The following is a 22211-nucleotide window of genomic DNA, read 5'->3' as shown; positions in this document are numbered from 1 at the left end:
TAACGGGTCTGGGTAAACTAGGCCACATGAATTTAGAAAAAGCTGGAGGCTTTGCGGTGCAAGAATATGTACTTTGGTATCAAGAATTGGGGATGCATGATGTAGGTCGCGTTGGCGGCAAGAATGCATCGTTGGGTGAAATGATTTCAAACTTAGCAAACGCAGGTGTTCAAGTACCGGGCGGATTTGCAACCACTGCTGAGGCCTTCAATGAGTTTCTTGATCAAAGTGGCTTAGAAGCGCGCATTCATGAAGTATTGGATTCACTGGATGTAGACGACGTTAATGCCTTGGCCGAAGCTGGTAAAGAAATTCGTCAGTGGATCATTGATACGCCGTTTCAGAGCGAATTAGAAAATGCTATCCGTGGTGCGTTTGAAAGTTTACAAGGCGACGCAGGTAACGAGGCCTCTTTTGCTGTGCGCTCTTCAGCGACCGCAGAAGATATGCCAGATGCGTCATTTGCAGGGCAGCAAGAAACCTTTCTTAATGTAAAAGGTTACGAGTCCGTTCTGGTTGCCATTAAGCACGTTTTCGCTTCCTTGTTTAACGACCGAGCCATTTCTTATCGTGTACACCAAGGTTACGATCACAAGGGTGTGGCCTTATCAGCAGGCATACAGCGCATGGTGCGCAGTGATGTGGCCTCTTCTGGTGTCATGTTCACCATCGATACTGAATCAGGTTTCGACGATGTGGTGTTCATTACCAGTTCTTTCGGATTGGGTGAAATGGTGGTCCAAGGAGCCGTTAACCCCGATGAATTTTATGTCCACAAGCCTACGTTAGACAAAGGTAACCCAGCCATACTACGCCGCAATTTAGGCAGTAAGCTGATCAAGATGATTTATTCTGATGATCAAGCCCACGGTAAACAGGTTTCCATTGTGGATATCGATAAAGCTGACAGTATGCGTTTCTCATTAAACGATGAGGAAGTGCAAGAGTTGGCTAAACAAGCCATGATCATCGAAAAGCACTACAAGCGTCCAATGGATATTGAATGGGCGAAGGATGGGACTGACGGTAAACTGTATATCGTGCAGGCCAGACCCGAAACCGTACGTAGTCGAGAAGACAGCCAATCTATTGAGCGCTACCAGCTAAAAGACAATGGTAGCATCGTGTGTGAAGGTCGTGCTATCGGACATAAAATTGGCTCAGGCGAAGCGAAGGTTTTAGGTTCCATTGAAGAAATGGACAAGATCCAAGCTGGTGATGTGCTAGTCACAGACATGACGGATCCAGATTGGGAACCTATCATGAAAAAAGCCTCTGCGATTGTGACCAACCGAGGAGGACGTACCTGTCATGCTGCTATTATTGCCCGTGAATTGGGGATCCCAGCGGTTGTAGGTTGTGGCAACGCCACCGACTCCATTAGCAACGGCGATAAGGTGACGGTTTCTTGTGCTCAAGGCGACACTGGGTACATCTATAGCAACGAGCTGGAATTTGATGTGGTGACATCTCGTATTGATGCCATGCCTGATTTACCGTTAAAAGTAATGATGAACGTGGGTAATCCAGATCGGGCATTTGATTTCGCTCGCTTGCCGAGTGCTGGCGTCGGCTTGGCCCGTCTTGAGTTTATCATCAACCGAATGATCGGCGTTCACCCTAAAGCGTTGTTGAATTTTGATGATCAAGCTGAAGAGTTAAAAGAAGAAATCAGTGAAATGATTGCGGGTTACGAATCGCCCAAAGAATACTACATTCAGAAGCTTGTAGAAGGGATTGCCACCATTGGTGCGGCGTTCTCGCCGAAAAAAGTTATCGTACGTATGTCCGATTTCAAATCCAATGAATACTTTAATTTGGTCGGCGGTCACCAATACGAGCCAGACGAAGAAAACCCTATGTTAGGTTTCCGTGGTGCTAGCCGCTATATTTCTGAAGACTTCCGTGATTGTTTTGCCCTTGAGTGCGAAGCGGTAAAACGGGTAAGAAATATAATGGGCCTCACTAACGTAGAAATTATGATCCCCTTTGTACGTACTCTTGAAGAAGGTCGTCAAGTTATAGAGCTACTAAGAGAAGAAGGGTTGGTGCAGGGCGAAAATGGCCTTCGGGTTATTATGATGTGTGAATTACCGTCAAATGCCTTACTCGCAGACCAGTTCCTTGACATCTTTGATGGCTTCTCCATTGGCTCGAACGACTTAACCCAGTTAACGTTAGGTCTTGATCGTGATTCAGGGGTGATTGCCCACTTGTTTGATGAACGAGATGAAGCAGTAAAAGCGTTACTGTCAATGGCCATTAGAACGGCGAAGAAACGGGGCAAGTATGTAGGAATATGTGGTCAGGGACCGTCTGATCACGAAGATTTTGCCGCATGGTTAGTGGAAGAAGGTATCGATTCCGTATCCCTTAACCCAGACACAGTGGTTGAAACTTGGTTATACCTTGCTGAAAAGCATGGATAAAGACTAAAAACTAAAAAAGCCGCTTCATTGAAGCGGCTTTTTTTTATCGTAATTTGCGAGCTAAAAGAAAACTATCGAGCTTGCGCGCACCGCGCTGCATGCCCGTTTGCACGTGTTTTAACCAAACTCTAGCACGGGGGATATCGTAGCTAAGTACCACCAGACCAGCCAAGACTAACAAGGTGGAGCCTGGAATGACCGTCAGTACAACGCCTGCCAAAGCGAGAATGGCACCCAAGGTAATGCGTAGCGGTTTTAACATAACGGTGTCCTATTTCATCAGTTACGTCTAGAATAGGGGATCTAGAATAAAAACCAAGTATAAACCTGTAAGAAAGTGTAAAGTATGACAGAACAAAACTCTCAAGAAATCTCCGAGCAAGCCCGCGGCGACTGGGTTAGAAGCCAGTTGCAACATGCCAGTAAACATCTGGCTGAAAACGGCGTTGTCGTCAATTCAGTGGATCATGGAAAGAGCCGCTATCTCATGCCGTATTTTGCAATATGGCATGTTAAATCATTAGAAAATAAAGCTTATTGGGCGCTAAGCGGCGATTTACCCGCTGACTTTATTGCGGGTGATAATGCCAATACTGCCCAAGATGCGTTGCGTCATTTTGCCTTAAGTTGGCAGATAAAAGCAGAGAATATTGAACGCTCCAATGTGGCAGATGAAACCCAATTGAAGTTTGCCGGTATCTTACGTAATCGGGCGGAAAAAATGCACGACTTTGCTGAGCACGATAAATTGTGGCAGGCCTCGTAAGGCCCGCCGCATTAATGGGGTACGAAATAAAACTAAGAGATCATTTCCCAGTACCCCTTATTAATGAGTAATGCCAGTATACTCAGCAATGATTCTTGCTCTTCGCTGTTGCCAAGCCAGGCTTCATCTATTGGCGCTCCCCGTAGAATTTCCCACATCACCTGCTCAAGAACCTTTGGGGTATGAAATGCCTCGCCGTTAACGTAGAAAGTAAAATTTGTACTATTTTGGTTTTCATTAAACACGGGTTTACAGCCGAGAAGTCGGATAATTTCGCCGCCATTTTCAAGCAAAGTACGTACTTCGTCAGTTGTAACAGGCACAGGTGTATCGCTTTCTGGCAGGTGCTGCATGCTAAGCAAACTCATAAGCGCGTGGTCACTGTCTGGTGAGCTAATAAGGTCAATTATCATTTCACGTAGCGTACTGACTTCTGTGGGTGAAATCATACCCGGGTGACGGGGTTGGGTTAGGTTTGGATCGCTGTACCTAACGGGCTGACAGTGTGCCGCGGTCAATTCATCGGTGACGTGCTGTAATATCTGGTGCTGATCCGGTGCGCGAAAGCCAACGGAATAGGTCAAACAATCTTCTAAAGCCTGGCCATCGTGAGGCCAGCCCGGAGGGATATACAGAATATCGCCGGGCTCTAATACCACGTCTATTTGTGGGGCAAACCCCGCGATTTGTTGTAGATCCTTATGGGGATAACGAGGGGTGTAGTTGCCGGGTGCCCCCACTTGCCACGCCCGTTTTCCTTTCCCTTGAATAAGAAAAACATCGTATTGGTCGGTGTGAGGTCCCACGCCAGCCCCTTTAACGGCGTAGCTTATCATCACATCATCCATTCGCCAGTATGGAATAAAGTTAAATGCTTCCATCAGCCCGTTGATGTCGTCACTGTAACGGTCGACACCTTGCACTAGCAATGTCCACTTACCCTGACAAACAGTGTTGTAGTCATCGAAGGGGCCATGATAAACGTGCCATTGTTCGTCGTCATGAACACTGACAATACGACTATCTACGTCGTCTTCTTGAGCTAGCCCTGCTAAGTCGTTTTCGTCTATGGGATCAGAAAAGGCGGTTAATCCTTGGCGAATAACCAATGGTTTTTTTTGCCAATATTCGTTAAGAAATGTGGCAATATCAAAGTCTGACGATAATGTATACATGATGCGTTTAAGATGGTTCCATTAGGAGTGTGTGGGCAACGAGGTTATCGCCCACAACGAAGCTCTCAGAAAATGCGAGGGAATCGGTTTTACTATCTAGAATTTGTCCCCGGGTTCTTGCGCATACCGAAATGGTGCCGGGGGTACTGGCTTGTTCAAGCCGAGACGCGCGGTTAACGGTTTTACCCCATATATCAAAATGGGGTTTATGTGCGCCAATAATACCTCCGGTTACCGATCCGGTGGCAATGCCAATACGAATATTACAGCCGAGGTTTCTTTTTTCTACCAATGAGTTAAAACTGCGTAGTAGCGCTTTTGCAAATAAACACATGGTAACGGTTTGGTCGGTGTTTTCCTCAGGGGTGTGTAAATAGGTGAGCGGCACGCCGATGGCTGCCATGTATTCATCACCGTTAGTTTTGATTTTTTCTATCCCAAGGCGCAGTGCATGGGCATCGAATAAATGATAGATATCATCGAGAATGCGCACGATATCAGCATCATCATAAGTCTCACTCAGAGTGGTATAGCCTTGTAAATCAGCAAACAATACCGATACGTTATCGATTTTCTCGGTATGGCCTAGCGGCCAATGCTCGTTAGGCGAACCAGGGGCACTGGGTAACATACTTCGTAATAATGCACGGTTTCTTTTTTCAGATAGCATTAAAGCTTCGGCTTGGCGTTCTATTTTACCCCGCACTAGTCGCAGCATGATGATGCCACTGACTACAAGGATCACCCCATTGGCTAGCCGCAAGGTTGCGAAAGTATGAGTGGTATTAAAAACGATCATGGCTTCAACCATGAGGTATAGAGCGGCATAACTGTATTCTGCTATTCGACGGGCGTTTTTTTCATGGCGTGAAAACAGAAAACCACTGGTGATCATACCCACGAGTAAAAACTGTTGTAGCCCGGTGTCTTGATGCCAAAGTAACGATAAGAGGGTAAAGAGCGCCATACAACTGCCCACAAAAATAAACCGCGCCGATTTCGCTGCATACGGGTTTTTTTGATAGGTAAGAATAAGAATACTGATGAAAAGTAAGCCGTGGGTGGCAATTAAAACCAAGATAGAAAAGGAGAAATCTTTAAGTAGAAAGACAACCGCTAGGGTATAGAGCACCAAACTAGCCACAATGGCTGCCGATAACCGTCTTATAAGTTTGATAACTGTTTGATTCGCGATTTCTTTAAATGTATTCACACAATCCCTGGGCGAAAATGACGAAGGCTGCGTTGGCAGCCTTCATATTAGAAATACCTGTTGGTAAATCATATACCCTGAGAATTAATCCGGCAACTGGTCTACTAAACGGATTGCATCGCCAATATAGTTGGCAGGGGTCAAGGTTTTCAATTCCGCTTTTATATTATCAGGCAGGGCGAGGCCATCAATAAATTCTGCAATAACGTGAGCGTTAACCTTTTTACCACGGGTGAGTTCTTTTAGTTTTTCGTATGGTTTCTCAATACCATAGCGACGCATTACCGTTTGGATTGGCTCTGCTAGCAACTCCCAGTTATTATCCAACTCGCGGGCTAAACTGGCTTCGTTTACTTCAAGTTTACTGATGCCTTTTAAGGTGGCTTGATAGGCAATAACTGCATAGCCAACCCCCACGCCTAGGTTTCGCAATACGGTGGAGTCTGTTAAATCTCGTTGCCAACGGGAAACCGGTAATTTTGCTGCAAGGTGATTAAAGATTGCGTTGGCTAAACCTAAGTTACCTTCAGAGTTTTCAAAATCAATGGGGTTCACTTTATGAGGCATGGTTGATGAACCGATTTCCCCAGCAATGGTTTTTTGTTTAAAGTGTCCCAAGGCAATATAGCCCCAAACATCACGGTCGAAATCTAACAAGATGGTATTAAAGCGAGCGACGGCGTCAAACAATTCAGCAATATAGTCATGGGGTTCAATTTGCGTGGTGTATGGGTTCCACGTTAGGCCTAAACTCGTCACAAATTGTTCTGCCACGCTGTGCCAATCGGTTTGCGAATAAGCAGAAAGGTGGGCGTTATAGTTACCCACAGCACCATTAATTTTACCTAGCAGGGTAACGGCGGCTATTTGATCACGCTGACGAATCAAACGCATGGCAACGTTGGCCATTTCTTTACCCATGGTGGTAGGACTGGCTGGCTGACCGTGAGTTCGGGCCATCATAGGAATGGTTTTATATGCTTTTGCTAGTCGGGTTAGTTCACTTATTAGCTTGTCGCAATAGGGCAGAATAACCTGGTCACGGGCTTCAGTTAGCATCAGGCCATGGGACAGATTATTGATATCTTCAGAAGTACAAGCAAAATGGATGAATTCACTGACTGCGTTTAGCTCGGCGTTATCTGCCACTTGTTCTTTTAAGAAATACTCCACCGCCTTAACATCATGGTTGGTGGTGCGTTCGATTTCTTTGATGCGCATGGCTTCATCCACACCAAAAGACGCAACAATATTATCAAGTACGGCGTTGGCCTTTTCGCTAAACCCAGGAACTTCGTCAATGGCCTGATGTTTCGACAACATCTGTAACCAGCGAACCTCAACTTGGACACGGTATTTTAATAATCCGTACTCGCTAAATATGCTACGCAATTCAGTGCTTTTGCTTGCGTAACGTCCATCCACAGGGGAAATTGCGGTTAACTGAGTCAGTTCCACCTTTAGCTCCTCAACTAATTAATTAATCTCAATGCCATTGTGGCACTGTGTAAAATTTGTTTACGACTAAACAGAATTTGGCGACGACGGCCACCCATTTGACGCCACATTACCCCAGCTCTAACGCCGGCTAGTAAAAGGGCTCTTACCCGTTGCTGATTAAGCGGTCGGCTAAGATACTCGGTATTTCCAGCAACCTGAATTTTGGGGGCCAATGGGCTGATTATATCGCTGTAAATGCTGGCCAATGCGCCGATGATCTGTGTGTTATCAAATTCCACATGAGCAAGTTGCCGTTGCACATGGGAGATACGTTGGCTGAGTTCTGCTAATGCATCGGTTTTAGCACTGAGTTTACGTTCAAGACTTAACAGGCTTGCCACATAACGGGTAAGTTCAGCGTCTTTATTACTGCTGCGACCAGATAATTGGGTTACGATTGAACGGTAGCCCACGGTGAGGTTACTCAGACGTCCAAAAACATGCTGTGGCGATTCCGGTTCGGTAACCAAGATACTGGATAGACTAGCTTCACAAGCTTCTGCATCCACGTTACCGGTTCGAGCAACCTGCTGGACCAATGCAGCTGCCTGACAAACGCCCGCAAGCGCGATATGTTGCTCTATTTTAGGATCTAACATCAGCGCTGATAACTCTCTATTATGCCACCACCGAGACAGACTTCTCGCTGATAAAATACCGCAGATTGGCCTGGCGTGACGGCTTTTTGTGGGGTGTCGAAAATGACCTCAATATGATCATCGTCTAACGGCGTAATGGTACAAGGAATATCCTGCTGACGATATCGGGTTTTTACAACCGCTCGCATGGGGGCTGTGACATTTTGACGATCTACCCAGTGCAGTTGCTTCGCTACTAACCCTTTTGAATAGAGGCGAGGGTGGTCAGCACCTTGGCCCACAATCAATACGTTACGTGCGACATCTTTGTCTACCACATACCATGGGTCGTCACCATAGTCGGCCAAACCACCAATATGGAGCCCTTTGCGTTGCCCTAAAGTGTGGTACATGAGCCCTTCGTGTTCACCGATAACATCACCATCGGCAGTTTCTATTATGCCAGGTTGAGCGGGGAGGTATCGCGACAGGAAGTCTTTGAATTTACGTTCACCGATAAAACAAATGCCCGTGGAGTCTTTTTTATCTGCGGTCACTAGGCCTTGTTCTTCGGCGATTTCCCGTACTCGAGGTTTTTCTAGCTCCCCAACCGGGAACAGGGTTTTGGCGATATGCTCTTCACCCAGGGTGTAAAGAAAATAACTTTGGTCTTTGTTGCCGTCTAAGCCCCGAAGCATTTGCCAGTGACCATCGGTGAACCGACGGCGTACGTAATGGCCTGTGGCAATAAAGTCTGCACCTAGATCTTCGGCAGCAAACTCAAGAAAGGCTTTGAATTTGATTTCTTTATTACACATGATGTCGGGATTAGGGGTGCGTCCCGCTTTATATTCTTGCAAAAAGTACTTAAACACATTATCCCAGTACTCAGCTGCAAAATTAATGGTGTGTAACTCGATACCCAGTTTGTCAGCCACTGCCTGTGCGTCAGCTAAATCCTCTGCGGCAGAGCAATACTCATCATCATCATCCTCTTCCCAGTTTTTCATGAAAAGGCCTTCTACCTGATACCCTTGCTGCTGCAATAAATACGCAGAAACCGACGAGTCCACACCGCCTGACATACCAACGATGACTTTTTGTGAAGCAGGAGATTGTTTTTCAACTGATGACATAGCTACTCTTTACCGGGTTTTAGTTTAAGTCTGAACAATGAAACAGGGCGCGGATTCTATCAGATATCAATACATATGGCACGGCGGATCATAGGGTTATCTGTTCTAATATGTACTGTTTTTTTATGCTTGATAACCGTGCTGAATCACAGGCATGGGTGGCTTAAAGCGTGATGTACTCACCGTTTCCAATTCCGTCTATGGTCCAGCTACCTATTCGATAACGAATGAGCCGCAGGGTAGGGTAACCAACATGGGCTGTCATGCGACGCACTTGGCGGTTTTTACCTTCCGTTAGGGTAATAGACAACCAAGTGGTCGGAATATGTTGCCTGAAACGGACAGGCGGTGTGCGAGGCCACACAGACGGCGTCTCGATAACAGAGACTTTAGCTGGCCGAGTAAGGCCGTCTTTCAGTGTTACCCCGTGGCGCAGCGCGTCAAGAGCCTTGGCGTCGGGCGTGCCTTCTACCTGAACCCAATAGGTTTTTGAGGTTTTTTGCTTTGGGTTTGCTAATCGGTGTTGTAGTTTGCCATCGTCAGTTAGTACCAGTAGCCCTTCGGAGTCGCGATCTAAGCGTCCTGCGGCATAAACACCGGGCACAGGAATATAATCTTTGAGGGTTTGCCTGCCAGCTTGATCCGTAAATTGGGTAAGCACGTTGAAGGGCTTATTAAACAGAATTACTGTGCTGTTGGCTTTCACGGAAGACTCCTAAATATCGGGGCGTTTTACCAATTTGGTAGATGCATATACAAAGCAGTGCTTATAAGGTTTTTTTTAATAAAAGCAACAAAGGCGCAAAAAAAATCACCAAAAACCCGCTTTTTTAGATGGATCTTTATAGGTAATACGATGGTATGACTTGTAACTCATACGTTCGACCCTATACTATTGTGCGCGGTAATTCTGCATTTATATGCATTTATAAGCATAAAGCAGAGGTAATCTCACATAATCAGTCGAGATCGTGGGCGAGGGATCTCGAAAGACGCGCACTATAACCGTGTTTGTGATGGTTACACTTTTACCGAGATGTTCAGCGCACTGCGTAGCTGAGCGAAATGGATTAAATCTGGTAGCTCTTTACCGACAACTTTGAGGTATATAATGACCAAAGCTAAGTCGACTATCATCTATACCAAGACTGATGAAGCGCCAATGCTGGCGACATACTCTTTCCTGCCAATCATTGAGAAATTTACTGGTGCAGCTGGCATTGACATTGAACTGAGTGATATTTCTCTGGCCGGGCGAATCCTTGCCGCTTTCCCCGACTATTTGAACGACGATCAAAAAGTAACTGATGCGTTGTCTGAGTTAGGTGCGCTTACACAGAACCCTGATGCGAATATCATCAAGTTGCCTAACGTTAGTGCGTCTATTCCTCAGTTGCGTGCAGCAATTAAAGAATTGAATGCCAAAGGTTTTAATGTTCCTCCGTTTCCGGAAGATCCGAAAACTGACGAAGAAAAAGAGATTCGCGAGCGCTATGGAAAAATCCTTGGCTCTGCGGTAAACCCTGTATTGCGCGAAGGTAATTCAGATCGTCGTGCACCTACGGCGGTAAAGAATTTTGCTCGTAAACACCCGCATTCAATGGGTGCCTGGAGCCAGGCTTCTCAGTCTCACGTAGCGCACATGCGTGAAGGGGATTTCTACTCAAGTGAAAAGTCTACTACTGTGGATAAAGACGGTTACGTCAGCATTGAATTCACAGGTAAAGATGGTACTAAGAAAACCTTAAAACCACGGGTTGATTTACTCGCCGGCGAAGTTATCGACGGTATGTACATGAGTAAAAAAGCCTTGTGTAAGTTTTTTGAAGAACAGATAGAAGATGCGAAAAACACTGGCATCCTATTTTCTTTGCACGTAAAAGCCACCATGATGAAGGTGTCTCACCCCATCGTATTCGGTCACTGTGTAAAAGTATTCTATAAAGAACTCTTCGAAAAATATGGTGATTTGTTTAAAGAGTTGGGTGTAAACCCCAACAACGGTTTAGGTAGCGTGTACGATAAAATCTCCACATTGCCTGAATCTCAGCGTTCTGAAATTGAGCGTGACATCAACGCGTGCTATGCGGATCGTCCTCCCATTGCGATGGTAAATTCAGACAAGGGTATCTCTAACCTTCACGTTCCTTCAGACGTTATCGTTGATGCCTCTATGCCTGCAATGATCAGAAACAGTGGGCAAATGTGGGGACCGGATGGAAAATCTCATGACACCAAAGCGGTGATCCCTGAGTCTACTTACGCCACCATTTATCAAGAAGCCATTAACTTCTGTAAGACGCACGGTGCGTTTGACCCAACCACGATGGGAACTGTACCTAACGTTGGTTTGATGGCGCAAAAAGCAGAAGAATACGGTTCCCATGACAAAACTTTCGAAATAGAAAGCGATGGTAAAGTGGAAATTGTTGATCAGGACGGCAATGTACTGATTGAACATGAAGTGGAAGAGGGTGATATCTGGCGTATGTGTCAGGCCAAAGATGCCCCGATTCAAGATTGGGTGAAACTGGCGGTAACCCGCGCCCGTCAATCAGGTATGCCAGCGATTTTCTGGTTAGATGAAGAACGTGCTCATGACGCCCAATTGATTTTGAAAGTTGAAAAATACTTAAAAGATCACGATACCAATGGTTTGAATATTCAAATCATGTCCCCTGTACGAGCGATTCGTTACAGCATGGAACGGGCGATTCGTGGATTAGACACCATTTCTGTGACAGGTAACGTATTACGTGATTACCTCACCGACTTGTTCCCAATTCTTGAATTAGGCACCAGTGCAAAAATGTTGTCTGTAGTGCCATTAATGGCAGGCGGCGGTCTGTATGAAACCGGTGCCGGTGGTTCAGCGCCTAAGCACGTGCAACAATTCGTAGAAGAAGGGCATTTACGTTGGGATTCACTGGGTGAGTTCTTAGCGTTGGCAGTTTCGTTGGAAGATATGGCTATCAAGCATGACAATCCAAAAGCGAAAGTCATTGCCACGGCATTAGATAAAGCCACTGAAAAACTGCTTAATACCGGTAAGTCGCCACAGCGTAAAGCGGGCCAACTGGATAACCGTGGAAGTCATGTATGGTTAGCGCTGTACTGGGCAGAAGAAATGGTTAACCAAACTGATGATGCTGATCTTGCTGCACAATTTAAAGCGACCCATGAAGCATTGGTGGCTAACGTAGACAAGATTGTTGCAGAAATCGATGCGACCCAAGGCAAAGCAACGGATATCGGTGGTTATTATCTTCCTGATGAAGAGAAATTGGCCGCTGCAATGTCACCTAGCGAAACCTTGCGTGAAGTGTTAGCAAAATAAGTTTGACGCTTTTAATAAAAAAACCGGCCTTGGGCCGGTTTTTTTTTACCTAAATTAGGGTGTTTCTTTATATTGTAGAAAATAAAAAGGGCCTTGTACTGCAATCAGTAAAGGCCCTGGAGTATCAGGTATAAATTTTAACGTTCTGGTTCGTCTACAACCCCGATGTTTTCAGCGTGAAGGCCTTTAGGGCCTTGCTGTACATCGAAGGTTACTTCCTGGCCAGCCTTGAGGGACCGATACCCTTCCATTTGAATGGTTGAGTAGTGTGCGAAGATATCTTCACCACCGTCTTCAGGAACGATAAATCCGAATCCTTTTGCGTTGTTAAACCATTTAACTTTACCTACCGCCATACTTCGACTTCCTCTTAATCCTTGAACTCATAATACTATGCCCCCACAATAGAATTATTGGGAGCACGATGGCTATGTGCGTCACTCACATGGCCATAGTAAAACTGTAGATATTTTAACCATTGCATGTCAAGCCTATTTTGCAGATTATTTAAAATTAAAAAATGCTGCGATTCGGCGCTAAGGCACTATTATTGTATTATGAGTAGAGACAACGCCATTAGTATTGATAAAGAAAAACAGAAACAGGCAGAGCGTCAAAAGACGCAACCGCCTCCTATGTATAAAGTGTTTTTGAACAATGACGACTACACGCCAATGGATTTTGTGGTAGAAGTACTCATGCATTTTTTTACCATGGATGCAGAGAAAGCCAATCAAACTATGCTAACTGTTCATTACCAAGGCCGTGCCGTTTGTGGCATATTCACTGCTGAGATAGCAGAAACCAAGGTGATGCAGGTCAATCAGTATGCACGTAAGCATCAACACCCGCTTATGTGTACGATGGAACAGGCATAAGTCTAATAACAGAGGGCGAGCGATATGTTGAATAAAGAATTAGAGCAAACGTTGAACGAAGCTTTCGTGTTTGCCAGAGAACACCGTCATGAGTTTATGACAGTGGAACATTTGTTACTGGCGCTCATGGACAATTCCGCTGCCCGTGAAGCCATGAAGGCATGTGGCGCGAATATCGATTTGATAAAAAGCGAATTGATAGAGTTTGTGAAAGACACAACGCCACTGATTATGGACGATCAAACCAACGAGCGGGAAACCCAGCCTACCTTGGGCTTTCAACGTGTTCTACAAAGAGCAGTTTTTCACGTACAGTCGTCTGGCAAAGACGAAGTGACCGGCGCCAATGTATTAGTCGCTATTTTCTCTGAGCAAGAGTCCCATGCGGTTTATATTCTCAAGAAAGCCGATGTGACCCGCCTCGACGTGGTGAATTTCATCAGTCATGGTGTTAGTAAAAACGAAGATGAAAGTCCGGCAAGTGGCGAAAGCGTAGAAGAAAGTGCCGAGGGCGAAGAGTCTGGTTCTGCATTAAGTAAATATTCCACAGACCTAAATCGTCAAGCTAAAGAAGGGAAGATTGATCCCCTTATTGGTCGCGATTCGGAAGTAGAACGCACCATTCAAATATTATGTCGTCGACGTAAGAATAACCCATTGTTAGTGGGTGAAGCCGGGGTGGGTAAAACCGCCATCGCTGAAGGGCTTGCCTATCGTATTGTGAATCAAGATGTTCCTGAGGTTATTGCCAACAGTACCGTTTATTCACTGGATCTTGGCGGATTGCTGGCCGGTACCAAATACCGGGGTGATTTTGAAAAACGATTAAAAGCGATTTTAAAAGAACTTAGCAAAGACGAAGATGCGATTTTATTCATTGATGAAATTCATACCATCATTGGAGCAGGTGCAGCTTCGGGGGGAGTGATGGATGCTTCCAACTTACTCAAGCCTAAACTCAGTTCCGGTGAACTGCGTTGTATCGGTTCAACGACGTACCAAGAATACCAAGGCATTTTTGAAAAAGATCGGGCCCTCGCTCGTCGATTCCAAAAAGTCGACGTGGTGGAGCCCTCAGTGAGCGATACGACGAAAATCCTGCAAGGGTTGAAGTCACGGTATGAAGAACATCACAGTGTTCGGTTTACCCAAAAAGCGTTGCAAGCGGCAGCGGAATTGTCTGCTAAGTATATCAACGAACGCCATCTACCGGATAAAGCCATTGATGTAATGGATGAAGCCGGGGCAAGTCAGCGCTTGTTGCCGATTTCTAAACGTAAGAAAACCATCAATGTGGGTGATATAGAGCAAATCATTGCCAAAATGGCGCGGATCCCTGAAAAATCGGTTTCTGCTTCTGATCGCGAAGCCCTTAAGCATTTAGGCCGAGATTTGAAAATGATGGTATTTGGCCAAGATAAAGCCATAGAAACCCTCACCGATGCCATTCACTTATCACGGGCGGGCTTAGGCACAGAAGAAAAACCCATCGGTAGTTTCTTGTTTGCCGGACCTACGGGTGTTGGAAAGACAGAAGTGACTCAGCAACTAGCGAAAATTATGGGCGTAGAGCTTGTCCGCTTTGATATGTCTGAATACATGGAGCGACACGCTGTTAGTCGTCTTATCGGTGCACCACCGGGCTATGTGGGCTTCGAACAGGGTGGTTTGCTTACTGATGCTGTTATCAAAAATCCGTACTCTGTAGTGCTGCTTGATGAAATTGAAAAAGCGCACAGCGATATCTACAACATTTTGTTGCAGGTTATGGATCACGGTACATTAACTGACAACAATGGGCGTAAAGTCGATTTTCGTAACGTGGTTGTGGTGATGACCACCAATGCCGGTGTGCAAGAAACCGTGCGTAAATCAATCGGCTTTAAACAGCAAGACCACAGTCACGATGCGTTATCGGAAATTAATAAGGTCTTTTCACCTGAGTTCCGCAACCGTCTTGACGGCATCATTTGGTTTAACCACCTCGATACAGACGTGATCTTGCAAGTGGTCGATAAGTTTATTATTGAATTGCAGGCCCAGTTGGACACCAAAGGCGTTTCACTTGAAGTAACGGCTGCCGCTCGCGCTTACCTAGCGGAAAAAGGCTACGATAAATCCATGGGCGCTAGACCCATGTCTCGCTTAATTAAAGAGGAAATCAAAAAAGAGTTGGCCAATGAATTATTGTTTGGCGAATTAAACAAAGGTGGAAATGTGAAAGTGGATCTCGGTGAGAATAAACTTGAGTTTTCCTTTTTCGGTATAGAATCTCAGAATAAAGAAGCTGAGTCTAACTAAGCTGATTGATAGAAAGTTAATGGAAACGAAAAAGCCCGGTTTGTCCGGGCTTTTTTGAGATTCTAACTTTCTACTGAGTGTTATCTCGCGCGATACACGATACGACCTTTAGATAGATCATAGGGTGTCATCTCTACTGTCACCTTATCGCCAGTCAGAATACGAATATAGTTCTTTCGCATTTTGCCGGATATATGGGCTGTCACTACGTGACCATTTTCAAGTTCAACGCGGAATTGTGTACTAGGAAGGGTATCTACAACCGTTCCTTCCATTTCGATAGAATCTTCTTTTGCCATGAAAAGCAATTACCTCAGTAAGTCAAAATTTTGCCGCGCAGACATTAACCAATAATTAGGCTTGTGTAAAGTACTGAATATCAATTCGACGGGTTTTTTTGCCATTTATTTTGCAAAAAGCGTTCGTGGGGCAAAAATTTGGTTTTGTAGTTCATTTTTTGACACGCATCGACCTGATAGCCTAAATACAAAAAGTCATAATTTTTTGCTTGGCCATGGGTGATTTGTTGCAGGATCATCCAAGTGCCCATAGAAGCGTGGGCCAGTTCTGGGGCAAAAAAGGTATACAGTGCGGAGAAGGCCCGTTCACCCCCTTCTTGTTCGATATGGTCGGTGATGGCCACGGCGACCAGTTCGTTATCAAGATAGGCTTCAATAAAAATGGGAGGCTTCCAAGCACATTCAATTAACCCTTTATATTGCTCGACACTAGCAGGATACATGCTGCCGTCTTGATGCCGAGTGTTGATATAGCGTTCATATAATGGGTAGTACTTGTCGTTGGTGGTGTAACTAAGCTGGGTATTAAGGTGTTTATTCTTGTTTAAAAGCCTTCGCTGACTGCGAGATGGCGAAAAATCCTTAATAGGAATGCGTATAGACTGGCAGGCATCGCAGGACGGACAGTGGGGACGATAAATTAAATTGCCGCTGCGGCGAAAGCCCGCGCGAATGAGCTGACTATAGCGAGTGGCCAGATCTTGCTCTCTTTCAGTATACACGAGTAATTGTTCTTCTTTTTCCGGAAGATAACTGCAATTAAAGCTTTGGGTTAGGCCAAATTTCATGGCGTTATAATTCCGCTTTCCCAACATTGCTGATAGCGCGCAGAGAGTTTTCCATCTTCCGCAAGGGTTACATTGTGTTGGTGTAAACGAGGGATAAACTCATCTCGAGCAAGGGATTTCGCACCCAAAGAACTTAAATGTTCGGTGGGTAATTGACAATCAATGAAAGCAAGGCCGTGCCGTTTCATATGCTGAACGAGTGCAAACATGGCAAGTTTTGACGTGTTTGGTGCCAAATGAAACATGGATTCACCACAAAATACCTCACCCACAGCCACACCATACAAGCCGCCAACCAAGGTGCCGTCTACATGACACACTTCCACCGAGTGAGCGAGTCCTGCTTGATGTAGTTGACAATAGGCTTGGATCATATCTTCTGTTATCCAAGTCTCGTTGCTCATGGTTTGCTGTTCAGGGTGACGCCGAGGAATGGATGAACACGCTCTGATCACATTGGTAAACTGACGATTTAAGGACACCACGTATTGCCCTTGCCGGGCTAGCTTTCTTAAGCTTCGAGAAGCGTGAAATTCATCAAGTTCGATAATGGCGCGAGGGTCTGGGGACCACCACAATATAGGCTCATCTTCACTAAACCAGGGGAAAATCCCGTTTGAATAGGCTTGGAATAACATGGGAACACTTAAGGTCCCTCCGTACGCCAGCAACCCATTTGGGTCTTGTAAAGCGTTTGCTACGTCGGGGAAGGGCGTGGTCTCAGATAAATAGGGTAGCGTAGTCATACATAGGGTGGGCAGAAACCTGCCCACATTACCTCGTGTTAGCCTTGTTCTGGACGAAGTCCATCAAGGAATTTTTCTGCATCTAGAGCTGCCATACATCCGGTTCCTGCTGATGTGATAGCTTGGCGATAAACGTGGTCGCTCACATCTCCTGCGGCAAAAATACCTTCTACAGAGGTTTGAGTCGCGTTACCCTGTAAGCCACTTTGCACCGTGATGTAACCATCTTTCATGGCTAGCTGATCAGCAAAAATATCGGTGTTAGGTTTGTGACCGATGGCAATAAATAAGCCCATTACATCAATGTCTTCTTTATTTCCGCTTTCAGTATCGGCAACACGTATGCCCGTAACACCCATTTCATCGCCGAGCACTTCATCAAGGGTGCGATTTAAATGGAGTACGACATTTCCGTTTGCAGCTTTTTCCCGTAAACGTTGTTCTAGTATTTTCTCACTTCTGAAGGTATCACGGCGATGTATTACATGAACTTCTGAGGCGATATTAGACAAGTAGAGGGCTTCTTCAACTGCGGTATTACCGCCGCCTACCACCGCGACTTTTTGATTGCGATAGAAAAAACCGTCACAGGTGGCGCAGGCTGATACTCCCTTGCCTTTGAAGGCATCTTCGGAGGGTAGCCCTAAATACTTGGCTGACGCGCCAGTGGCGATGATTAAAGCATCACAGGTATAAGTGCCTGAATCTCCGAATAGCGTATAAGGGCGCTTAGAAAAATCGACTTTATTTACATGGTCAAAAATAATTTCAGTGTTAAATTTTTCTGCGTGCTTTTGCATGCGCACCATGAGGTCAGGGCCGGTAAGTCCTTCTGGATCACCAGGCCAGTTTTCTACTTCAGTGGTGGTGGTTAACTGTCCGCCTTGCTGTATACCGGTAAGAAGCACCGGTTCTAGATTTGCCCTGGCGGCATAAACGGCAGCAGAATAACCTGCTGGTCCGGAACCAAGGATAAGAAGACGTACGTGTCTGCTTTCTGCCATTATTTTCTCCAATATGAATGTCTGACAACACTGCCAGCTAAATTGTGTATTGTCCTTAACATAGGGCTGTATATCCCATATTCAAGCTATTTGGTTACTTCCTTTTTTGCATGCTAAATGGGGTTGCAGGGTTATTTCCCTTGTTTAGTGAGCTATAATCATCATTATACGGTATTATGAGTAATAGATTCGCAGGGGTAAATGGCCATCCTGTGATTTATTTTTGTTACAAAGGGCATTTCTGGCATACCCGGGAGATTCACTATGTCGCAATCGGTATTCACACTTTTTCGAGACGGGCAAGAGTATATGAAAACTTGGCCTGTAAAGCGGGAACTCTACGGTTTTTTTCCTGAATGCCGTGTGGTCAGTGCCACCAAATTAGCTATCAAGGTGATGCCGCCGTTAGCTGTACTTGCCTGCACAACGATGTTCAATACCCTTGGCGATACCTACCTTCCTCAAATTATTGCGATTGGTTTGTTTTTTATCAGCCTTCCATTACAAGGATTACTGTGGCTTGGACACCGCTCTAACCAGCTGTTGCCTCCCCAGTTAAAAAGCTGGTATCAAGAAGTGCATAGTAAAATGCGGGCAGAGGGTTGCCAACTTCAGTCTATGAGGTCTAAGCCTCAATACAAAGAGTTAGCCGTAACCCTTAAAACCGCGTTTACTGAGCTCGATAAAGTTTTTACGCAAAAGTGGTTTGATTAACTATCAAGATCATCTAGAGCAGGGGCTTAGGGTTTTAATACTAGGGTGTTGTTACACCGGCGACATAAATAGCGAGCACCCCTGAGTACTTTATTATGCCGTCGTAGGGTAAGAGGCACGTCCCCACATTCACATTGATACATCATCGTATTTGTTTGTACATTGGTTAGATCAAAACTGTGTGTAGTTTTGGCTGGCACATGAAATACATCCTGCATAATAAGCTGCCATTCTCGGCCATGGGGTTTTACCCGGCCAAATAATTGATAGGTTAAGAGGTGACTGATTTCATGGGGGATCACGTCGTCGAAGAACCCTTGCCGGTTTTCAACAAATAAAATGGGATGTAGATTTATACGGTTTTGCTGTAAAAACGCGGTACCGGCATTCCTGCCGCTTCTTCGGTAACTAACAGCGGGTAGGGGGAAGCTTTTGTTAAAATATTCCTGTGCTACACGATAAAGGCGGCAGACTAGTTGGTCTACCGCCTCTTTATCTTTGTCTGAGACCGGACTGCTCAGCTTATTCCACTCCACATGCCAAGCATAAGGAATAGACACCTTGAGGATCGTTTAGTCGCGTAGCCGTTTTGGCCTCTGACATAACTTGCTCAACCATTTTAATAAGCGGGCTGTCACTGTCTGCAAATTGTGCTTTTGCACCCCATACCATAGCTTGCCCGAAAAACTCCTGCCAAAATTGCTCTTGAGCAGACATAGGTTGCTGGACATAGTAGGTTTCATAATCGTCGATTTTTGCTAATTGGGCGGCAGAAGCGATTGCGTCATCAAGATCACCGAGTTCATCAACAAGGCCAATTTCTTTTGCTTGACTACCTATCCATACCCGGCCTTGGCCAATTTTATCTACCTGTGCTGGCGTCATATTACGGCCCTCAGCAACAATATTGATAAACTGCTGATAGGTGTTTTCCACGTTCCGTTGCAATATATCTCCGAAACGGGGGTCGAGTTTACGCAGAGGAGACATGCCGGCTATGTCCGTAGATGCCACACCATCTGTGTTGATCCCAAGGTATCCTAGGCTATCTTCGAATGTGAAAAACATGCCAAACACACCGATAGAGCCTGTGATCGTGCTTTGTGATGCAAAAATCTTATCAGCCGCGGCTGAAATAAGATAACCACCGGATGCCGCGTATGTGCTCATGGATACCACCACGGGTTTTCCTGCCTTTTGCAATTCAAGCACTTCCTGGCGAATGATCTCAGAGGCAAATGCACTACCTCCTGGAGAGTCAACCTGCATGACAACGGCTTTAACTGTGCTGTCTAAACGAGCTTCACGGAGTAAACGTGCGGTGCTGTCACCGCCAATGGTGCCCGCTTTTTGTTCGCCATTTAATATCTCACCTTTGGCCACAACAATGGCGATTTTGTCCTGCTGGGAAGGTAAATGTGGAAGAGGAGGGTTCACCACGTGTAGATAGGTACTAAAGGGCGTGACGTTGTATCCTTTCCCGCTTTCGTCGGTTCCCACTAAAGCGGTGATCTCTTTACGCACATCTTCACGGGTTTTTAATGCGTCAACCCATCCATTGTCCAATGCATAGTTCGCAAAATTCGCACCGGACTGTTCAAATTTCTCAAGCAACACATCTAAGCTTTCATCAAAATTATCAACATTGATGCCTCTGGCTTTTGCCACATCACTTTTATAAGAGTTCCAGTAAGCATCAAGCCAAGCACGATTAGCGATTTTTGCCTCTTCAGACATATCATTGCGTATAAAAGGTTCTACCGCCGATTTATAGGTGCCAACGCGGAAGATATGGGTGGTGACTTTTAGCTTTTCTAGTGCATCTTTGAAGTACATACCAAAGCGACCATAGCCCTCAAACATGACACCGCCCATAGGGTTAAGGTAGATGTGATCAGCATGGGCTGCGAGGTAATATTGATTTTGGCTAAAATAATCACCAATTGCATAGATGGGTTTCACGGTTTTGAAATCGTCTAATGCTTTGCCTACAGTGCGCATTTTATCAAGGCCACCGCCCTGCAAACCAGACAAGTCGAGGATCATGGCCTTGATACGACTATCTTCTTTCGCATTCTCTATAACTTTAACCACATCCCGGACGAGTAGTTCGGGGTTCTCTGGTTTTTCATTAAAGGCATTTTGCATAAACTCTGCAAAAGGATCGACATGTTCTTTTTCAATTACCAGGTTGCCATCTAATTGCAGAAGTAATGCGCTATTATTTTTGACGGCAACGGGTGATTCACTGCTTGCGATTGCCACGATAATGGCGATAAGAATAAAAAGAAAAATCAGGTTAAAAAATAACTTTCTGGAAAAGTTTAAAACTGTCCATAGCCCTACAAACAACGATTTCGTCCAGCTTCCATTTGCCGCCATACCATTAATACCTCTAACAACGTTTTATAACATGTTAACCAAACCACTGAAGAACGCTAAGTAAATTTGTAATGAAATGTAATTGCTTGGCGTTTTCTACTGGTTATTAGTCGTAGATTGAATCAAGCATACAGTAAAGACTGTGTGTCATCATCTGTACCATCGTCGGGCTTTAACGACTCCGGTGCAAGTATGCTGTCGGTATAACGCCATTCAAATACGGCGATTGGCGCGTGTTTTAATTTACGCGGGCTTTGCTTGCCACCATCGTTGCTATCTAATTAATTATACTTGCTGGCGTTGCGCAAAAATTTTGCTATTTCCTGCACATTAATATTGCCGTTAGCCTATAGCATTTTAGGATTGTGCTACGTAGGATAATACTTTGATATTATGAAAGGAGAGCGGCATTGGACGCACTGGAATTATTATTGAATCGTCGGTCTCATCCTAGACTGAAAGCACCCGCACCGTCGGGGCGGGCTTTGGACAATATTCTGCAGGCGGCGCTACGAGCACCGGATCACGCCAGTTTATCACCCTGGCGGTTTATTGTGTGCGAAGGCGACGGGCTGGTTAAACTTGGCGCGCTATTTGAACAGTCTGCCATTGGGCACCAAAAGCCGGATAAAGAAATAGAGAGGGCACCTAAGTTACCATTGCGCGCACCTATGGTTATTGTGGCAATCACTGAGTACAAAGCCCATGAAAAAGTCCCTCGCGAAGAGCAGTTAGCGTCAACCGCCTGCGCGGTCATGGCCATGCAGATGGCGGCTCAGGCTCAAGGGTTTAATGGTATATGGCGAACGGGGGCTTATGCCCATTGCCCAATGGTACGAGAAGCCTTGGGATTGGCTTTGGAAGATGAGATTACCGGTTTCTTATATTTAGGCACCCCCATGTTTGAAACACCAGAGAAGGCCCCTTTAGATAGCCGTGAATTTGTCACTTTTTGGCAATAGCTA

Annotated in this window: 21 protein-coding genes; 7 read left to right on the top strand and 14 right to left on the bottom strand. The window is 45.4% G+C overall.

Going from position 1 to position 22211, the window contains the following annotated elements; all coding sequences use genetic code 11:
- Positions 1-56 precede the first annotated feature (56 nt).
- Positions 57-2429, top strand: coding sequence for a phosphoenolpyruvate synthase (ppsA, locus tag KO501_RS02435; RefSeq protein ID WP_216028191.1), 2373 nt, complete (start codon positions 57-59; stop codon positions 2427-2429).
- A 43-nt stretch (positions 2430-2472) separates the two neighbouring features.
- Here the strand turns inward: ppsA and KO501_RS02430 are convergent, their stop codons facing one another.
- On the bottom strand, positions 2473-2691 hold the full coding sequence (locus KO501_RS02430; protein ID WP_216028046.1) for a PGPGW domain-containing protein: 219 nt from the start codon (positions 2689-2691) through the stop codon (positions 2473-2475).
- Between the two features lie 84 nt (positions 2692-2775).
- On the opposite strand from KO501_RS02430, the gene KO501_RS02425 reads away from it, so the two are divergent.
- Entirely contained in the window at positions 2776-3195 is a 420-nt protein-coding gene (locus KO501_RS02425; protein ID WP_216028045.1) for a DUF4826 family protein, read from the top strand.
- Between the two features lie 32 nt (positions 3196-3227).
- Here the strand turns inward: KO501_RS02425 and KO501_RS02420 are convergent, their stop codons facing one another.
- From KO501_RS02420 to KO501_RS02395, 6 genes are all read right to left on the bottom strand, one after another.
- Positions 3228-4370 carry a cupin domain-containing protein gene (locus tag KO501_RS02420; protein ID WP_216028044.1) on the bottom strand — a complete coding sequence of 381 codons (1143 nt, stop codon included), beginning with the start codon at positions 4368-4370 and terminating at the stop codon, positions 3228-3230.
- Positions 4371-4377: 7 nt separating this feature from the next.
- Positions 4378-5583, bottom strand: a complete 1206-nt coding sequence (locus KO501_RS18520) for an adenylate/guanylate cyclase domain-containing protein (protein ID WP_216028043.1) — start codon at positions 5581-5583, stop codon at positions 4378-4380.
- Positions 5584-5667: 84 nt separating this feature from the next.
- Positions 5668-7041, bottom strand: a complete 1374-nt coding sequence (gene purB, locus KO501_RS02410; RefSeq protein WP_216028042.1) for an adenylosuccinate lyase — start codon at positions 7039-7041, stop codon at positions 5668-5670.
- 14 nt (positions 7042-7055) lie between these two features.
- Positions 7056-7682 carry a high frequency lysogenization protein HflD gene (gene hflD, locus KO501_RS02405; RefSeq protein WP_216028041.1) on the bottom strand — a complete coding sequence of 209 codons (627 nt, stop codon included), beginning with the start codon at positions 7680-7682 and terminating at the stop codon, positions 7056-7058.
- Positions 7682-8797, bottom strand: coding sequence for a tRNA 2-thiouridine(34) synthase MnmA (mnmA, locus tag KO501_RS02400; RefSeq protein WP_216028040.1), 1116 nt, complete (start codon positions 8795-8797; stop codon positions 7682-7684). The genes hflD and mnmA overlap by 1 nt, the downstream gene beginning before the upstream one ends.
- Before the next feature lie 163 nt (positions 8798-8960).
- Positions 8961-9503 (bottom strand): pseudouridine synthase, encoded by a 543-nt coding sequence (locus KO501_RS02395; protein ID WP_216028039.1) that lies wholly within the window; start codon positions 9501-9503, stop codon positions 8961-8963.
- A 405-nt stretch (positions 9504-9908) separates the two neighbouring features.
- On the opposite strand from KO501_RS02395, the gene KO501_RS02390 reads away from it, so the two are divergent.
- Positions 9909-12134 (top strand): NADP-dependent isocitrate dehydrogenase, encoded by a 2226-nt coding sequence (locus KO501_RS02390; protein WP_216028038.1) that lies wholly within the window; start codon positions 9909-9911, stop codon positions 12132-12134.
- A 137-nt stretch (positions 12135-12271) separates the two neighbouring features.
- Here the strand turns inward: KO501_RS02390 and cspD are convergent, their stop codons facing one another.
- Positions 12272-12490 (bottom strand): cold shock domain-containing protein CspD, encoded by a 219-nt coding sequence (gene cspD, locus KO501_RS02385; RefSeq protein ID WP_216028037.1) that lies wholly within the window; start codon positions 12488-12490, stop codon positions 12272-12274.
- A 201-nt stretch (positions 12491-12691) separates the two neighbouring features.
- Here cspD and clpS point away from each other — a divergent pair, with 201 nt between their 5' ends.
- Positions 12692-13012 (top strand): ATP-dependent Clp protease adapter ClpS, encoded by a 321-nt coding sequence (gene clpS / locus KO501_RS02380; protein ID WP_216028036.1) that lies wholly within the window; start codon positions 12692-12694, stop codon positions 13010-13012.
- Between the two features lie 24 nt (positions 13013-13036).
- Positions 13037-15313, top strand: a complete 2277-nt coding sequence (clpA, locus tag KO501_RS02375; protein WP_216028035.1) for an ATP-dependent Clp protease ATP-binding subunit ClpA — start codon at positions 13037-13039, stop codon at positions 15311-15313.
- Positions 15314-15393: 80 nt separating this feature from the next.
- Here clpA and infA read toward each other — a convergent pair whose 3' ends face one another.
- The 4 genes from infA to trxB form a co-directional block, all read right to left on the bottom strand.
- On the bottom strand, positions 15394-15612 hold the full coding sequence (infA, locus tag KO501_RS02370; protein WP_216028034.1) for a translation initiation factor IF-1: 219 nt from the start codon (positions 15610-15612) through the stop codon (positions 15394-15396).
- A gap of 80 nt (positions 15613-15692) precedes the next feature.
- Positions 15693-16400 carry an arginyltransferase gene (locus tag KO501_RS02365; protein WP_216028033.1) on the bottom strand — a complete coding sequence of 236 codons (708 nt, stop codon included), beginning with the start codon at positions 16398-16400 and terminating at the stop codon, positions 15693-15695.
- On the bottom strand, positions 16397-17146 hold the full coding sequence (gene aat / locus KO501_RS02360) for a leucyl/phenylalanyl-tRNA--protein transferase (protein WP_216028190.1): 750 nt from the start codon (positions 17144-17146) through the stop codon (positions 16397-16399). Before aat ends, KO501_RS02365 begins: the two co-directional genes overlap by 4 nt.
- A 38-nt stretch (positions 17147-17184) precedes the next feature.
- Positions 17185-18150, bottom strand: a complete 966-nt coding sequence (gene trxB / locus KO501_RS02355) for a thioredoxin-disulfide reductase (protein WP_216028032.1) — start codon at positions 18148-18150, stop codon at positions 17185-17187.
- Positions 18151-18414: 264 nt separating this feature from the next.
- Between trxB and yfbV the strand changes: the two genes are divergently transcribed.
- Positions 18415-18864: a terminus macrodomain insulation protein YfbV gene (yfbV, locus tag KO501_RS02350; RefSeq protein ID WP_216028031.1), complete on the top strand. Its 450-nt coding sequence runs from the start codon at positions 18415-18417 to the stop codon at positions 18862-18864.
- Positions 18865-18890: 26 nt separating this feature from the next.
- Here yfbV and KO501_RS02345 read toward each other — a convergent pair whose 3' ends face one another.
- A complete protein-coding gene (locus tag KO501_RS02345; protein WP_354667797.1) occupies positions 18891-19424 on the bottom strand; it encodes a SprT family zinc-dependent metalloprotease in 534 nt (177 codons plus the stop codon).
- The gene (sppA, locus tag KO501_RS02340) at positions 19387-21246 is read right to left on the bottom strand and encodes a signal peptide peptidase SppA (RefSeq protein WP_216028030.1); all 1860 of its coding nucleotides are present in this window, start codon (positions 21244-21246) and stop codon (positions 19387-19389) included. Before sppA ends, KO501_RS02345 begins: the two co-directional genes overlap by 38 nt.
- A 410-nt stretch (positions 21247-21656) precedes the next feature.
- Here sppA and KO501_RS02335 point away from each other — a divergent pair, with 410 nt between their 5' ends.
- Positions 21657-22208 (top strand): NAD(P)H nitroreductase, encoded by a 552-nt coding sequence (locus KO501_RS02335; RefSeq protein WP_216028029.1) that lies wholly within the window; start codon positions 21657-21659, stop codon positions 22206-22208.
- The last annotated feature ends 3 nt before the right edge of the window (positions 22209-22211 follow it).

The organism is Alteromonas sp. C1M14, from assembly GCF_018860965.1.
GTDB lineage: Bacteria > Pseudomonadota > Gammaproteobacteria > Enterobacterales > Alteromonadaceae > Alteromonas.
Note: the sequence above shows the minus strand (reverse complement) of the source record. Positions and strands in the feature narration are given on the sequence as shown.

Bases quoted from the DNA above. Each gene is read 5' to 3' on its own strand.
- clpS (WP_216028036.1), top strand. From the start codon at position 12,692: ATGAGTAGAGACAACGCCATTAGTATTGATAAAGAAAAACAGAAACAG.
- sppA (WP_216028030.1), bottom strand. From the start codon at position 21,246: ATGGCGGCAAATGGAAGCTGGACGAAATCGTTGTTTGTAGGGCTATGG.
- clpA (WP_216028035.1), top strand. From the start codon at position 13,037: ATGTTGAATAAAGAATTAGAGCAAACGTTGAACGAAGCTTTCGTGTTT.
- KO501_RS02390 (WP_216028038.1), top strand. From the start codon at position 9,909: ATGACCAAAGCTAAGTCGACTATCATCTATACCAAGACTGATGAAGCG.
- KO501_RS02425 (WP_216028045.1), top strand. From the start codon at position 2,776: ATGACAGAACAAAACTCTCAAGAAATCTCCGAGCAAGCCCGCGGCGAC.
- infA (WP_216028034.1), bottom strand. From the start codon at position 15,612: ATGGCAAAAGAAGATTCTATCGAAATGGAAGGAACGGTTGTAGATACC.
- yfbV (WP_216028031.1), top strand. From the start codon at position 18,415: ATGTCGCAATCGGTATTCACACTTTTTCGAGACGGGCAAGAGTATATG.
- mnmA (WP_216028040.1), bottom strand. From the start codon at position 8,797: ATGTCATCAGTTGAAAAACAATCTCCTGCTTCACAAAAAGTCATCGTT.
- KO501_RS02420 (WP_216028044.1), bottom strand. From the start codon at position 4,370: ATGTATACATTATCGTCAGACTTTGATATTGCCACATTTCTTAACGAA.
- KO501_RS02365 (WP_216028033.1), bottom strand. From the start codon at position 16,400: ATGAAATTTGGCCTAACCCAAAGCTTTAATTGCAGTTATCTTCCGGAA.
- cspD (WP_216028037.1), bottom strand. From the start codon at position 12,490: ATGGCGGTAGGTAAAGTTAAATGGTTTAACAACGCAAAAGGATTCGGA.
- hflD (WP_216028041.1), bottom strand. From the start codon at position 7,682: ATGTTAGATCCTAAAATAGAGCAACATATCGCGCTTGCGGGCGTTTGT.
- trxB (WP_216028032.1), bottom strand. From the start codon at position 18,150: ATGGCAGAAAGCAGACACGTACGTCTTCTTATCCTTGGTTCCGGACCA.
- KO501_RS02430 (WP_216028046.1), bottom strand. From the start codon at position 2,691: ATGTTAAAACCGCTACGCATTACCTTGGGTGCCATTCTCGCTTTGGCA.
- aat (WP_216028190.1), bottom strand. From the start codon at position 17,146: ATGACTACGCTACCCTATTTATCTGAGACCACGCCCTTCCCCGACGTA.